Origin of the sequence: Rhizobium sp. BK049 (assembly GCF_014193135.1) — a bacterium.
Lineage (GTDB): Bacteria > Pseudomonadota > Alphaproteobacteria > Rhizobiales > Rhizobiaceae > Rhizobium.
Genome location: NZ_JACHYV010000018.1, coordinates 41681 through 55633, shown reverse-complemented (window position 1 = coordinate 55633; position 13953 = coordinate 41681). Strand labels below are relative to the sequence as shown.

13 protein-coding genes are annotated in these 13953 nt (G+C 62.5%); 1 reads left to right on the top strand and 12 read right to left on the bottom strand.

Annotated elements, in window-relative coordinates:
• Positions 1 to 60 precede the first annotated feature (60 nt).
• The 8 genes from FHT70_RS19085 to epmA all read right to left on the bottom strand — a co-directional run bounded on the left by FHT70_RS19085 (position 61) and on the right by epmA (position 9466).
• Positions 61 to 1239, bottom strand: a complete 1179-nt coding sequence (locus tag FHT70_RS19085) for a glycosyltransferase family 4 protein (RefSeq protein ID WP_183703981.1) — start codon at positions 1237 to 1239, stop codon at positions 61 to 63.
• Between the two features lie 42 nt (positions 1240 to 1281).
• Positions 1282 to 3762 carry a glycoside hydrolase family 2 protein gene (locus FHT70_RS19080; RefSeq protein ID WP_183703978.1) on the bottom strand — a complete coding sequence of 827 codons (2481 nt, stop codon included), beginning with the start codon at positions 3760 to 3762 and terminating at the stop codon, positions 1282 to 1284.
• A gap of 16 nt (positions 3763 to 3778) precedes the next feature.
• Positions 3779 to 4756, bottom strand: a complete 978-nt coding sequence (locus FHT70_RS19075; protein ID WP_183703975.1) for a DUF1839 family protein — start codon at positions 4754 to 4756, stop codon at positions 3779 to 3781.
• Entirely contained in the window at positions 4747 to 5655 is a 909-nt protein-coding gene (locus FHT70_RS19070) for an amino acid--[acyl-carrier-protein] ligase (protein ID WP_183703972.1), read from the bottom strand. Before FHT70_RS19070 ends, FHT70_RS19075 begins: the two co-directional genes overlap by 10 nt.
• A gap of 4 nt (positions 5656 to 5659) precedes the next feature.
• Positions 5660 to 6841 (bottom strand): acyl-CoA dehydrogenase family protein, encoded by a 1182-nt coding sequence (locus FHT70_RS19065; protein WP_183703969.1) that lies wholly within the window; start codon positions 6839 to 6841, stop codon positions 5660 to 5662.
• Complete coding sequence (locus tag FHT70_RS19060; RefSeq protein ID WP_085779839.1) at positions 6841 to 7092, bottom strand: acyl carrier protein; 252 nt, start codon at positions 7090 to 7092, stop codon at positions 6841 to 6843. The genes FHT70_RS19065 and FHT70_RS19060 overlap by 1 nt, the downstream gene beginning before the upstream one ends.
• A 263-nt stretch (positions 7093 to 7355) precedes the next feature.
• Positions 7356 to 8408, bottom strand: coding sequence for a lysine-2,3-aminomutase-like protein (locus tag FHT70_RS19055; protein WP_183703966.1), 1053 nt, complete (start codon positions 8406 to 8408; stop codon positions 7356 to 7358).
• On the bottom strand, positions 8405 to 9466 hold the full coding sequence (gene epmA / locus FHT70_RS19050; protein WP_183703963.1) for an EF-P lysine aminoacylase EpmA: 1062 nt from the start codon (positions 9464 to 9466) through the stop codon (positions 8405 to 8407). The genes FHT70_RS19055 and epmA overlap by 4 nt, the downstream gene beginning before the upstream one ends.
• A 147-nt stretch (positions 9467 to 9613) precedes the next feature.
• On the opposite strand from epmA, the gene efp reads away from it, so the two are divergent.
• Positions 9614 to 10183, top strand: coding sequence for an elongation factor P (efp, locus tag FHT70_RS19045; RefSeq protein ID WP_064696465.1), 570 nt, complete (start codon positions 9614 to 9616; stop codon positions 10181 to 10183).
• A gap of 57 nt (positions 10184 to 10240) precedes the next feature.
• On the opposite strand, the gene FHT70_RS19040 is transcribed toward efp, so the two are convergent.
• The 4 genes from FHT70_RS19040 to FHT70_RS19025 are packed head-to-tail and all read right to left on the bottom strand — an operon-like array spanning position 10241 to position 13938.
• Positions 10241 to 10969 (bottom strand): SIS domain-containing protein, encoded by a 729-nt coding sequence (locus FHT70_RS19040; protein ID WP_183703960.1) that lies wholly within the window; start codon positions 10967 to 10969, stop codon positions 10241 to 10243.
• A gap of 17 nt (positions 10970 to 10986) precedes the next feature.
• Positions 10987 to 12138 carry an N-acetylglucosamine-6-phosphate deacetylase gene (gene nagA, locus FHT70_RS19035; protein ID WP_183703957.1) on the bottom strand — a complete coding sequence of 384 codons (1152 nt, stop codon included), beginning with the start codon at positions 12136 to 12138 and terminating at the stop codon, positions 10987 to 10989.
• Entirely contained in the window at positions 12138 to 13169 is a 1032-nt protein-coding gene (locus tag FHT70_RS19030; RefSeq protein WP_183703954.1) for an SIS domain-containing protein, read from the bottom strand. The genes nagA and FHT70_RS19030 overlap by 1 nt, the downstream gene beginning before the upstream one ends.
• Positions 13162 to 13938, bottom strand: a complete 777-nt coding sequence (locus tag FHT70_RS19025; RefSeq protein WP_183703951.1) for a GntR family transcriptional regulator — start codon at positions 13936 to 13938, stop codon at positions 13162 to 13164. The genes FHT70_RS19030 and FHT70_RS19025 overlap by 8 nt, the downstream gene beginning before the upstream one ends.
• Positions 13939 to 13953 lie beyond the last annotated feature (15 nt).

Sequence of the window (13953 nt, the reverse complement as noted above, 5' to 3'; positions counted from 1 at the left end):
CCGCATGCCCGTCATCACTAATGCGAAAATGTTAAAATAAAGCGGAGTGGTGACCTCACCTTAGCTCGCCTGCATCGCCGCCAGCTTCTGGAGCGCCTTCTCATAACTATTCTCTGCGAGGTAGCGCAGCAGGAACTCGCGCGCCTTGCCGGCCTTCTCTCGTGCGCGCTCGGGCGCACGGAAGATATCGCCGAGATGCGCAGCCGCGATTTCGGGAGAGGGATCCGCCCAAACCGCGCCCGGCAGCCCCGCAAATTCAGGATGGGAATCGACGACAGGGATAAGGGGAGAGGCGACCAGCCAGCTGTTCTCGGGGTCGCAGAAATCTTCCGTGCCCGACCAAGCGGTTGATATGACAGGGGTACGATGCATGATCGCCTCGGCAACCGTCAGCCCGAAACCTTCCGAGCGATGCAGCGAGAGATAGGCATTGGAAGAGCGGATGAGGCCATTGATCTCGGCGTTCGAGAGCTTGTCGGTGATGATCCGGATACGGCTATCGCCAGCGACCGAAGCAATCAGTTCGCGTAATCCCTGATCCTTGCCGATATCGCCGCTCGCCTTCATCAGCAGAAAGGCGCTCTGGCATTCGGCGCTGAACAGTCTGAAGGCTTCGATAACGGCTTGCGGGTTCTTCCGGTTGATCGAGGAGCCGGCGCTGAAGATGAAGCTGACGAGAAAGGCATCTTTCTCGATGCCGAACTTCTCCCGTATGCCCTCTGCGGCCGGCTTCTCGGTGACGGGATGCGGAACCACGATGACGGGCGCCGACGTCAGCGGTGCAATCGTCCGTCTGGTGAATTCCGAGGGTACGAAGACGGCATTCATGTAGCGCAACCCGTTGCGCCACTCCGCCGGCGCGACTTCAAGCTCCCAGGCGAAATAGCCGATGTTGAAGGCGCGGGTGAAATTGGCGACACCCATCTTCAGGATGGCGCGCGGCAGCATCGGCGGGTTGAGATGCCAGATACGGCTTCCCGGCGGTTCGGCCGGAAGGTCCGACGACACCCAGCCGTCAAAGGATTTTTCATCCGGACGCGTGCTGGCGTCTGAGAGCGAAATCGCCCGTCCCGCTTGGGAAAGCGCCCCGGCACAAAGCCTTGCCGATTCACCGACACCAACGGGCATCGAGAAATAGCCGATGATTTCGATCGGCTTGCGCGGATTGAAGGCGAGACGCGACCGCGGGATCAGCCGCTGCAGGAGATGGGCGCGTAGATAGCGGTATATCCTTCTCAAATCACGATCTTTCCGGTGAGCTTGCATTGTTCCCTGCGAGCCTCAGCCCGCGAACCCGACGCGACGCGAACTGCCTAGACTTCTGATTTCACCCGTTGGCGGGACATCGCCGTCAGTGCCGGAGAGCGCGGAGAGCTTCACGCGCCGTACTCGGCCGGGAGCAAGGTGGAACCAGTCGTCGTCGGCCCTGTAGCCTTCGGCGTCGATATGCACGGATTGCGCCAGCCGGTCGGTCCAGAGATCGATGACCCAGCTGTCGCCGTCTCTGCCGAGTGACGCCTCGATGCTGGCGTCGTGCAGGGCCTTTCCGCGTCCGCAGGGGAAATGGAAGCTTTCCGCGAGAACGACGCCATCGGCGAGGGAGCGCAGGCGCGCCACACTGGCATCATGGGCCGGCGGGCCGAAACGGAAGGCATAGGTCGTATCGAAGAAGGCGCCGAACAGCGCGGTGGTGGCAAAGCGTTCGGCGCTTCTTGCAGCCAGCTTGAAAGCCATGTTGCCACTGACGACCTGCTGTTTTCCATCACTGAGGCAGAAGACCTCGAGTTCCAGGTCGAGGTCGGTGTCCGTCTCGTTGACGACATGCACGTCGAGACCGTTGGTTCCCTCATCGGTGAAGATCGCCTGAACCGGCCGGAAGGCTCGGCGCATCGCATACCAGACAGGTTTCGGTTCGCCGGTGGAATCGATCACGCCCCAGCCGGGGCCGGGCAGCAGATCCTGAAGCGTCCAGACGAGTGCTCCGTTGCAGCCGGAGCCCTTGCGCCGCCACTCGGCGAAGGTCTCTTCGATCACCTCGCCGGTCACGGCGCGGGAAAGATCGAGGTAGCGCTCCTGATCTTCGCGGCGCAGCCGGGCCGGGTCGAAATCGTAAAGAAGCTTCAAATAATAGTCGCGAACATCCTCGAAATCCCAGGATGCGCTGCGATCGCGGGGCACACGCGCCTTCCACAGCGGGCTGTGGACGGCGGGCACATCGAGATGGCGCTGGAGCGTCCTTTGCTGCGGCACATGCGCAAAGGCGAGGCTTTCGGAGGCAAAGCGCACATCGGCGCGGCGGGCATCGGCAATCGGCCGCATATAGGCGCCGACCCCGTAATAATGCGCGATGCCGGAATTGGGCGAAAACGGCATCGCTCCGCCATAGGGCGAATTCGGCACATAGGGCACGTCGGGACGCATGCGCGCGGCGATGGCCGGGATGATTTCCTCGGTCACCGGTCCGCTCCAAAATTCCATGGGCAGGCCGAGCATCGCCGCCTGCTGATGAATCTCGCTGCCGCCGCAGAGAACCGCGAGCGAAGGCGACGCCTGGACGCCGTGCAGGAATTCCTCAACCTCGGCATGCACATGGCCGAGGAAAGCCTTGTCGTTGCGCGGATAGTCGAAATTGGCGAACATGAAATCCTGCCACACGAGCAGACCGAGCTCGTCGCAGAGCGCAAAGAAATCGGGCGTCTCATAGGCCATGGTGCCGCCGATGCGGATCATGTTCATGCCGGCTTGGCAGGCAAGCCGCAAGAACGGCTCATAATCCGCGCGCCCGCCCGGCAGCTGCGCAATATCGGCGGTCGTCCAGACCGCGCCGCGGCAGAAGACACGCTCGCCGTTGACAAGGAGCGCGAAGTCTTCGCCATCCGCACCGCGGTCGACGTCGATGCGCCGGAAGCCGGTGCTGCCGAGCGAATATTCCTCGCCGGCGGAAACCAGCGTCAGATCGTAGAGACGTGGCGTGCCGTGCGTATGCGGCCACCAGGGCTCGATGTCGGACAGCTTGAGGATAGCCGAATAATGATTTTCGCCGATCTTCTCGAAAGGCTGTTCCATGCCGCCGCAGCGCAGCAGCATTGCCGGGTCTTCTGCATTGTTATGCAAGGAAACGCTCAGCCGGCCGGCGCCGCTTTCCTCCAGTACCGCGCGGATGCAGACATTGTCGATCGATTTGGGATCGCGTTGCACCAGTGAAATCGGCCGCCATGGCCCGACGGCGTGGATATCGGGGCACCAGCCTGGCATATGGCCGAGCAGAGTCGTGCGGAAATTCTTCAGGCCCGCCGGCGTGATCATCTGCGGCCGCCAGCGCGCCCGCGGACCGGGTTCGGACAACCGGGGGGCGAGCGCCCGGAAGCAGAGCGCCAGCTCGTCGCCACCCGAAAGCGTCACCGGGAGCTCATGCGCCGTGAACATGCTTTCGGAAAAGAGGATTTCCTGACCGTTGAGGAAGACATTGCAGATCGTGGCCAGCCCGCCGAAACGCAGGATGGCTTCGCCGGGCTCCGCATCGAAAAGCCGGCAGAGATACCAGGCGTCTTTCGTATTCAACGGTTCGGGATTTTCCCGATCGAAGAGCCCGGCTTTTTCAAGCGCCGCCGCAACCGTGCCGGGAACGGGCGCAGGGATGAACTGCGCGGAAAGAGGAATATCGTGTGGTACGGCGCAGGCACCCGGCTCCGTCAGGATCAGATTCCAGCCTTCGGAAAGCACGCTTTCCCGGGCTCCGATGCTTGCCAAACGCCCCCGCATTGTCTGATCTCCAGCCTCAGATTCGCTCCGCAAGCGATGCCATCATGGAATCCCATGCATCGGCGGCCGGATCAAGTGCCGCCTGCAGCGGCTCGAACCTCCTGCGGGCAACGGCGCGGGCAAGCTGGAACTGCACGGACTTCGCCGCGTCTGAAATGCGTCGCGCATCCTCGGCGGGGGCCGTAAATTCGGGAGAGAGCCAGAGCAGATGATCGGCCGCCAGCTCGAAATTGGCGCCGACCTGTCGAAGCGTGTTGAAGGCGTATTTGTGGAAGAAGCCAAACGGCCGCTCCGCCACCGCTTCCACCTGCTGGGGGAAGACGCGCGCGAAGGCGCGGATAGGGTTTTCGCGGGGACGCCTGGCGAAGTGAAAACCCGCAAGCCGCCGTACGGTCGCGCGCAGATGCGCTTCGTCGGCGGGCTTTTCCGGAAACCGGGCAAATTCCGTATAGGGCAAGAAGGGTGGGTCGTTCTCCGTCAGCTGCTGCTGGAACAGCCCATCGAAATCCTCGCCTTCGAGGCGGAAATAGCCGGCATTGTGAAAATACTCGACGCGCTTTGCCGCAACATCAAGCCGGTTGACCGCAACCGTCGTCTTGCCATGCTCCTGCCGATAGGCGGTGCCGCGCGTATCCGGCATGTAGAAGGAATCCATCTCGATCAGGCAGAGACGACCGCGCGCGATCTGCACTTCGACATGCCGTTCGACACGGTCGTAGATGGCAAGCTCGGTCGCGCGGATGCCGTAAAGCGCTTCGAGATCTTCGAGCGGCACCTTGAAGAAGGTGAACTGATCGCCTTCGAAATCCTGCGACAGGGTGAAACCCAGCATCGCCTCGGGCGCGACGCCCGCCGTCGCCAGCACCTCGATCCAGAGATCGACATAGCAGTTGGTTTCCGGCCATGCGCGCTCGCCGGAATGCAGCGCATGCTGCTGGTAGGTTTCCGGACTGATCGCCGGGAAGACCGATGTCATCGCCGTCATCAGCCCCACAGCGTTTTCCGTACGCTGGCCGGCCACTGCTTCACGTCGAGCCCGTGGTGGTGGAAAAGGGCGAGCGCGATACGCTCCAGGCCGAAGCCGACGCAAGCGGTGTGCGCAACGCTGCCGTCTTCCAGATTGAGGCCCCACTTCAGACCGAAGGAGTCCTGATGGTAATTGAAGCTCATGCAGGCCGTCGGCTTCGCCCTAGAGGTAATCGGGATCAGCAGCTCGAACTTCAGGTTCTGGTCGCGCTGGTTGTTGACCATCATCTTGCCGGCGCGGCCGAAGAAGGGGTCGTTGGCAACATCAATGGTCACATCGAGGCCAAGCTGCTTCATCATTTCGACGCCGCGGTCTATCCATTTCTGACGGAAATCGGTGACGTGCTGCTCGGTTCCCATGCAGACATATTCGCGCATGCGGAAGAGCTGCTGGCGGGCCGGATCTTTCGATGGTTCATGGCGGAAGCAGTAGGACTGCAAATCGAACAGGCCGCCCGTCTTCGGCAGGTTGCCGCGCTTGGCGACCGTCGGATACAGCGGGTAGCAGGCAGCCGGTGTCAGCACGATATCGGTCGCTTGCTGGTCCTTGGTCCAGTCCTCGCCGACCTCCATGCATTCAAGCAGGCTCATATGGTCGAGCTCGCTGCCGCAGAAACTGTGCACCGTGCCGGCAAGCTGCGGGAAGCTTTTCATATAACCGCTCTTTTCGAAGAGCGCGCGGTTCATGCCGGGCGGGAAACGCATCGCCTCGGCGCCGTCGGCGCCGCCGAACGTATCGATCAGCCGTTCGAAGGCGGTTATGACATCTTCGAACTGGCCGCTGCGGCCATAGAGACCGTCAACGCCGGTATCTATCAGCAGGCCGGACTCGAAGAGCCGGTCCAGAAACGAGGTCTGCATATCCATGGCTTTACCCCAGTAGGCTAGTGTCCTGCTTGTGGACGAGAAGCATGCTCGATGTGTTGGCGAGGATGCGGTCGTTCGAAATCATGAGTTGTGCGGAATGGGCATCGCGCAGATGGCGTCCGAGGCTGAAGGGCGTGCCGTTCTTGTAGCCCATGATGCCGCAGATCAGCATGGCGTGATTGACGATCTCCAGGATCGTCTCGGAAGAGGCAATCTTGACGTTGTTCATCGCCACCGCAAAACCCATCGACGACAGCCTGTCCGGGTCTAATTTGGCATCGTCATAAGCCTTCAACCCGGCAACGACATTGGATTTCACCATTTGCAGCAGGTTAGAGACTTCGGCGAGGCGCAGCGCGCCCGGCGGCTGGGCGTCCGGCGCTTTGCGGGCAGCAGCGCGCACAAAGGCCTGGGCGCGGGCAACAGCATCGACCGCGATGCCGTACCAGACGCCGCTCCAGAGCAGGTGCGAGGAAGCGAGCATGGATTGCGCCGCAATCTCCGCGAAGGGCTTCGGCAGGATCTGCCGCACTGGCGCTTGGCCTTTGAAGAGGAAGCCGTCGGAGCAGGTGCCACGCATGCCGAGCGTATTCCAGACATGCGTTTTCTCGAGCGTGTACTGGTCCTTGAGGAAGGCCGTCAGCACCTGATCGGAGGATGCCGCCTGCGCGTGGGCGCGCGAAGTGATGAGAATGGCGTCGGCATGCGAGCCATAGGAAATGACGGTCGCATCCTTTTCGAGACGGCAGAGATCGCCATCGATCTCGATCGCGCAAATGCTGTTGCGCAGGTTGCCGCCGATGCCGCCTTCGGTGGTGGCCGACGCGATCAGCAGTTGTTCTGCTGCGATGCCGCGCATGAAGCCGCAATGCCATTCGCTGTCGGCGCCGTGTTCAACGAGGCTGGACAGCTTGATATGGTGCATGGCGAAGACCATGGCGCTTGCGGCACAGGCTTGGCCGAGCATCGAGCACAACTCGGCGATTTGGGTGATCGAGGCCGATTCACCGCCGAGCTGGCGCGGCACCTGAATGCCGAGCAGCCTCTCGGCCTTCATCGCATCCACGGCTTCCCTGGGGAAGCGGCCTTCGATGTCGACGGCATCCGCATGTCTCGCCGCAACTTCGGCGACACGGGCGACCCTTGCGACAAGACCGTCCTCTATGATCTTGACGGGGAAGTTCATCAGGCGACCTTCCGACCATCCTGGATGATATCGACCGTCTTGGCGATGGCCGAGATGCTCGCGAAGGATTTGCGGTTCAGCAGATTGTCGGGAAATTCGATGTCGAACGCCTCTTCAATGCCGAGCATCAGCTGCACCGAGGCAAAGGACGTCAGACCTGCCGCATAAAGATCGGCATCGTCGGCGATCTGGTCAACCGGCGTAGGAAGTTTGCCGAATTTGGCTACGAGGTCGCGGATTGTCTTATTCATCCCATCACTCCAAGGTTCTCATGATCCCGAACCGGCGTTCATCGCCTTGTCATGAGCGTCCTTTTAGTGCGGAAAACAGAACATTCCGCTAATAGGTTGGGTTAAAGATGATGGGTCCTCATAGTTAGGATTTTAACGATCCTTCCGGTGACGGCAGGAATATTCATTTTACATCAATGAGCTAAGATCATTTCAATGGAAATGCTCGACGCGGCTTCCGACGCGGCGAGTACAGAAATGATACGCAAAAGCGCGACCTCGGGTCAGTCAGCCGGCGGATAGGAATGCTCGCCGCCGCGGTAATCCGAGATGGAATAACACCCGTCGCCCGTCGTCCGAACAGTGCTTCCGCTGACAACGGCTTTACCATGGCCGCCCGGGATGTCGAGAATGTAAGTCGGCTGGCAGAGGCCGGAAATCCGTCCGCGCAGCGCCGCGACGATCCTCTGCCCCTCCTCGATCGTCAGTCTGAAATGGCTGGTGCCGGGCGCGAGATCGGGATGATGGAGGTAGTAAGGTTTGACGCGGATTTCGACGAAAGCCTTCATCAGTTCGGCAAGAATCGCAGGGTCGTCGTTGATACCCTTGAGCAGCACCGATTGGCTGACCATGGCGATGCCGGCATCGACCAAGTGCGCGCAGGCCGCCCGCGCTTCCATCGTCAACTCTCTGACATGATTGGCGTGCAGCGCCACATAGATCGTCTTGCCACTTGCCTTCAGCGCGGCAATGAGCGCCGCATCGATTTTCTCCGGATCGACGACGGGGACGCGCGTATGGAAACGTACGATCTTCACATGGGCAATATTAGCGAGCGCCTCCATGATCTCGCGGAGTCGCCGCGGTGAAAGCACCAGCGGGTCGCCGCCGGTCAGGATGACCTCCCAGATCTCCTGATGACTCCCGATGTAATCGAAGGCTGCCTCCATCGCCGCCGCATCGAGCGTGCCGAGACCCTGCGGCCCGACCATTTCGCGGCGAAAGCAGAAGCGGCAATAGACGGGGCAGACATGCACGGCCTTCAGCAGCACCCGGTCGGGATAACGGTGCACAATGCCCTCGACCGGGCTGTGGGCGTGATCGCCGATCGGATCGGCACGTTCTTCGGGCGCGACAATGAGTTCGGCCGCATCGGGCACGAATTGCCGGCCGATCGGGTCGCTGGGATCGGCGTGATCGATCAGCCTGGTGACGGTAGGCGTCAGCGCGATGGCGTAACGCGCGGCGACCGCCTCGAGCGCTGCGCGGTCGGCAGGCGCGGCAAGCCCCGCCTTCACGAGATCGTCGACGCTCTTGATCTGTTTGACGGCATTCATCTTCCGTACTCCGCAACCGGCGCCCACAGCACCTGGTCGATCCGCGACGCCCCCGTGGCCAGCATCACCAGCCGGTCGAAGCCGAGCGCGATGCCGCTTGCCTCGGGCATCAGCGACAGCGCGGCAAGAAAATCCTCATCGATCGGGTAAGTCTCGCCATAGATCCGCGCCTTCTCGGCCATTTCGATCTCGAAGCGCCGCCGTTGTTCGCCGGCGTTGGTGAGTTCGCCGAAACCATTGGCAAGCTCGACGCCGCATGCATAGAGCTCGAAGCGTTCGGCAACCCGGGGGTCGCGCGCCGAGGGACGTGCAAGTGCGGCCTCCGAGACCGGATATTCGTCGAGAATGGTGATACGGCCGAAGCCGAGATGCGGCTCGATCTTTTCGACCAGCACCCGGCTGAAGAGATCGGCCCAGCCGTCGTCATCGGCGACGCGCATGCCGACACGCCTGAGTTCGGTCGCCAGATGCTCGCGATCCGTCGAACCGTCCGCGGCAACGGAGGCAAGAAGATCGATGCCGGCATGCCGCTCAAAGGCTTCTGCGACGCTGATCCGCTCCGGCCCGGCGAAGGGATCGCTTTCGCTGCCACGATAGGAAAGTTTGTCCGTCTTCACTGTTTCGGCCGCCAGCGCCAGGATCCGCACGCTATCCATCATCAGGCTCTCATAGCTTTCACCGGCCCGATACCATTCGAGCATGCTGAATTCTGGATGGTGCAACGGCCCGCGCTCGCGATTGCGATAGACATGGGCAAAACACGAGATGCGCTGTTCGCCCGCAGCAAGCAGCTTCTTGCAGGCGAATTCCGGCGAGGTGTGCAGATAGAACGGTGCCGCCTGACCGTCCGTCGTTATCGCTTGCGTCGCGAAGGCATGCAGATGCGCTTCGTTGCCGGGGGAGACCTGCAGCACCGCCGTGTCGACCTCGATGAAATCCTCGCGCGCGAAAAACCCGCGAAGCGCAGCCTGAATCGTATTGCGCCCGATCAGGAACGGGCGGCGGTCGGCATGCACGGACGGGGTCCACCAGGGAGACGCTTTGGCCGAAAAGTTCATTCCAAGCTTTCTTCGCCGGAGAAGCCGGTATGGGGGTGGCTATTTCCCGGATTTTAGGTTAGTTGCGCCCCCAAAGAAAAACATTTGCGTCTTGGGGCGTCTCGACAGTCCTCTACGACGCCGAAAGCCGAGTTACAAGGAAGTCTTATGGTCAAGGTCATCGCCTCTTCGGTCCGCAAGGGCAACGTTCTCGACGTGGACGGCAAGCTCTACGTCGTTCTCACCGCCCAGAACTTTCATCCGGGCAAGGGCACGCCGGTCACCCAGGTCGACATGCGCCGCATCGTCGACGGCGTGAAGGTCTCCGAACGCTGGCGCACCACCGAACAGGTCGAGCGCGCCTTCGTCGAAGACGTCAACTTCCAGTACCTCTATGAAGATGGCGAAGGTTTCCACTTCATGAACCCGGCGACCTACGACCAGGTGGTCGTCAGCGCGGAAACCATGGGCGACCAGAAGGCCTATCTGCAGGAAGGCATGACCTGCATCCTGTCGATCCACGAAGGCATTCCGCTGGCGCTCGAACTGCCCCGCCACGTCACGCTCGAGATCGTCGAGACCGAACCGGTCGTCAAGGGCCAGACGGCATCCTCGTCCTACAAGCCGGCCATGCTCTCCAACGGCATCCGCACCTCGGTCCCGCCTCATATCGATGCCGGCACCCGCGTCGTCATCGCGACGGAAGACAATTCCTACGTCGAGCGCGCCAAGGATTGATTACTGATTTGATCGCGTGAAAAGGCCGGCTTCGACCGGCCTTTTTTCGTCCACTTGTCACAGATGCGGGTTGCGCGGCCGGTATTTCTTGACGAGCTTCTGGTTGATCTCGGCTGCACCCGGCATGTTGGCGCTGAGATAAACCGGCGCATCGCCGCATTTCGAAAGCTCCGAGGCAACTTCGGCAAAGATCGCATTGATGATGGTCACCCCGACCGCCGTCGAAACCGGTCCGACCCGAAGTCCTGTTCCTTCGAGATCGACAACGGCGTCACCCGGCGGCAATCCGTTGTCGAGCACCACGTCGGCAACGTCGGCGAGCCGGCGGCGACCATTGGCGATCGCCGAGGAATAGGCGATCGACGTGATGGCGATGACCTTTGCGCCGATGTCGCGCGCATAGTCGGCCGCCTCGATCGGCGCGGCGTTCACACCCGAATTGGAGGCGATGATGATAACGTCGCCCGGCTGCATGCCGTAACGCTCCAGCATCGGCCGCACAAGGCCCTGTGTGCGCTCATAGACCGAACTGATGACGGCGCCCTCATGCAGCATGGCGGAGCCGACAAGCACCGGCACGGTGAAGGCGAGCCCGCCGGCGCGGTAGTGCACCTCTTCCGCCAGCATGTGCGAATGGCCGGTGCCGAACACATAGACGCGCTTGTCGTCGCGGGCGGCATCGAGGATGACCGCCGCGGCCTGCGCCATCGGTTCGGCGAGCGCCTGCCTCAACGTCTCCAGCCGGCCGATCAGGTTGGAGAAATAGGCATCGGTAATGTCAGTCATCCCGCTTCTCCTTGCGTTCAGGCTGCCTCGCCGGCAAGCCAGGTGGCGGTGACAGTAAGCGCATCTGTCAGATGTACGAGATCGGCGCGCGCGCCCGGCGAGAGATGGCCACGATCGGCAAGCCTCAGGAAACGCGCGGGATAGAGGGTCGCCATACGCAAGGCCTCGGCGAGCGTCAGGTCGAGATAGGTGACGCCGTAGCGGATCGCCGAGATCATATCGACGTCGGAGCCGGCGAGCGTCCCGTCGGAAAGCACGAGCTTCGAGCAGAAGCCGCCCCTTTCGCGCCGAACGGTGCGTCCGTTCAGCGTGAACGAGTCCTGTTGCGAGCCGACAAGCGACATCGCGTCGGTCACGAAGAACAGCTTGCCTTCGCCGCGCTTGGCGCGCAGCGCCGTGCGCAGGGCCTTCGGATCGACGTGATGGCCGTCGGCAATGATGCCGCACCAGGATGCGGGATGATCGATGGCCGCGCCGACCAGGCCCGGAGCACGGTGGCCCATCTGGCTCATCGCGTTGAAGAGATGCGTGACCCCGCGCGCTCCGGCATCGAACCGTTCCTCCGCCGCCTCGCTGGAACAATCGGAATGGCCGATGCTGACGGTGACGCCGGCTTCGGCAAGCTCGCGCACCTGGGCGACCGTCACCTGCTCGGCGGCGATGGTGACGAGCAGCGTGCCTATCGACTCACGTGCCCGGATGAAGGCCTTGATGTCGCTATCCTCCACCGGCCGCATCAGCTCGGCCAAATGAGCGCCCTTGCGGGCTGGCGCCAGATGCGGGCCTTCGAGATGCAGGCCGGCGACGCCACGGTCTTCTTTCACAGCCTCCTTCGCCGCTTCGATAGCGGCACTGGTCGCCTCGGATGTGTCGGTGATCAAGGTCGGCAGCAGCGACGTCGTGCCGTAAGGCCGATGCGCGTTGGCGATGATATCCATCGACGCTGGGGAAGGCTCATCGTTCAACATTCGGCCGCCGCCGCCATTGACCTGCGCATCGATGAAGCCGGCCGACAGGATGCCGCCCGCAAGAGCGACCGTCTCGCCATCGGGCAGGTCGTTTACCGCGATGATCGCTTCGACGCGGCCGTCGGCAACGATGAGCGCTTTGTCGTCATGGAAGCGCTCGCCGTCAAAGATGCGGGCGCCGACGAAGATCTTGCGGACCATCAGATCGTCTCCGTCACCTTGAGCAGGTTCGCCGGCCGGTCGGGATCGAAGCCCTTGCGGCGCGTCACCGATTCGATCAGCCGGTAGTAGACGAGCAGCGACACCAGCGGATCGATCAGGCCATTGCCCGTCGTCGGCACGCGCAGATTGATGCCGGGAAGCGGCTGTGCCGAAAAACCGACGGTGGTGGCGCCGAGCTTCTGCAGCCGCTCCAGCGCCTGGCCGTTATTGGCGAAGGCCGCATCGTCAGGCGCGAAGGCGACGATCGGAAAGCCGGGCTGCACCAGGCGCATCGGACCGTGCATCAGTTCCGCTAGCGAAAAGGCCTCGGCATGCAGGCCGGAGGTTTCCTTCGCCTTCAGTGCCGCTTCTAGCGCGATCGCAAACGCCGGGCCGCGGCCGGCCGTATAGAGCGAGGTCGCATGGAACAGCACCTCCTCGACCGCCGCCGTTTCGATACCTGCGGTCGCCGAAAGCGCCTCCGGCAGTTTTTCAAGCGCTGCCTGCAGGCCGGACGCGCCGCCGATCGCGGCCGTCACGCCGGAAAGGGCGGCGACGGAGGCAATGAAGGATTTGGTCGCCGCCACGCTTTTTTCCGCGCCGGCGTTAAGACCGAGAACGATATCGGCCTGTTTGGCAAGCGGGCTGTCGGTGACGTTGACGACGGCGATGGTCGTCGCCCCACCCTTCTTCGCCGCCTCCTGCAAAGCCACGATGTCAGGGCTGGCGCCCGACTGCGAAACAGTGAAGTGCACACCGCCCTTCAGATGGAGGGCAGCGCCGTAGACGGAAGCGATTGACGGTCCCACCGATGCGACCGGTACGCCGCAGGAGATCTCGAAAAGATATTTGAAGAAGGTGGCGGCGTGGTCCGAGGAGCCGCGCGCCGCCGTGGTCACCACGCTCGGGCGGGCGGACGAAAACAGCCGGGCGATTTCCGCAAAGACCGGTTTTTCCTTTTCGAGAAGCGTGGCCACCACCTCCGGCGACTGGCCGGCTTCCTGCAGCATCAACGACTGGTTCTCACTCATGGTCATCTCCAATTCTCAATTCGGCAACGAAATCATAGGCATCGCCGCGGTAGTGCGAGCGGGTATATTCGACGACGCGCTGGTCTTCCAGGCGCGAGACACGTTCGATCAGAAGCGCCGGTGCGCCTGCCTTGACGTTCAGCATCGCGGCATAGGACGTATCGAGCGTGACGGCGGTCAGCCGCTGCAGCGCACGCACCGGTCGGTGGCCATTCGCCGCCAGCGCATCGTAGAGCGATCCCTCGCCGCCGGCGTTCTCCCCCAGAAACTTGACCGGCACGACGGCGCGCTCGATCGCCAGCGGCAGGCCGTCGGCGAGGCGCAGACGGTCGAGCCTCAGAACCGGTTCGCCAGCGCCGAGGCCGAGCAGAAAGGATTCCTCCGGAGACGGCGTGTTGATCTCCCGCGACAAGATGCGTGCGGCCGGCAGACGCCCGCGCGAGCGCATGTCGGCGGAGAAGGAGGAAAGCCGCCAGAGCGACTGTTCCATGCGCTCCACCTTACCCGATACGAAAGTACCGCTTCCGTGGCGTGATTCCAGTGCGCCGGCCGCCATCAGGTCGCGATAGGCAGTGCGCACGGTGACGCGGCCAAGCTTGAGAGCCTCGGCAAGGTCGCGCTCGCCCGGCAGCGCCGTGCCGGCCTTCAGCAAGCCCTCCTGAATGAGGCTGGTCAGCGCCTGCGCCAGCCGCTTGTAGAGCGGCCCGGCCAACGCTTCGTCGCGCAGGCCGCGTCTATTGAGTTCAGCTACTAGACTGGTTCTATCCATGGGCAGACAATAGAA

Coding starts and splice junctions, on each gene's coding strand:
- FHT70_RS19080 (WP_183703978.1), bottom strand. CDS start 3,762: ATGCGGGGGCGTTTGGCAAGCATCGGAGCCCGGGAAAGCGTGCTTTCC.
- FHT70_RS19070 (WP_183703972.1), bottom strand. CDS start 5,655: ATGGATATGCAGACCTCGTTTCTGGACCGGCTCTTCGAGTCCGGCCTG.
- FHT70_RS19065 (WP_183703969.1), bottom strand. CDS start 6,841: ATGAACTTCCCCGTCAAGATCATAGAGGACGGTCTTGTCGCAAGGGTC.
- FHT70_RS19060 (WP_085779839.1), bottom strand. CDS start 7,092: ATGAATAAGACAATCCGCGACCTCGTAGCCAAATTCGGCAAACTTCCT.
- FHT70_RS19055 (WP_183703966.1), bottom strand. CDS start 8,408: ATGAATGCCGTCAAACAGATCAAGAGCGTCGACGATCTCGTGAAGGCG.
- epmA (WP_183703963.1), bottom strand. CDS start 9,466: ATGAACTTTTCGGCCAAAGCGTCTCCCTGGTGGACCCCGTCCGTGCAT.
- efp (WP_064696465.1), top strand. CDS start 9,614: ATGGTCAAGGTCATCGCCTCTTCGGTCCGCAAGGGCAACGTTCTCGAC.
- FHT70_RS19040 (WP_183703960.1), bottom strand. CDS start 10,969: ATGACTGACATTACCGATGCCTATTTCTCCAACCTGATCGGCCGGCTG.
- nagA (WP_183703957.1), bottom strand. CDS start 12,138: ATGGTCCGCAAGATCTTCGTCGGCGCCCGCATCTTTGACGGCGAGCGC.
- FHT70_RS19030 (WP_183703954.1), bottom strand. CDS start 13,169: ATGAGTGAGAACCAGTCGTTGATGCTGCAGGAAGCCGGCCAGTCGCCG.
- FHT70_RS19025 (WP_183703951.1), bottom strand. CDS start 13,938: ATGGATAGAACCAGTCTAGTAGCTGAACTCAATAGACGCGGCCTGCGC.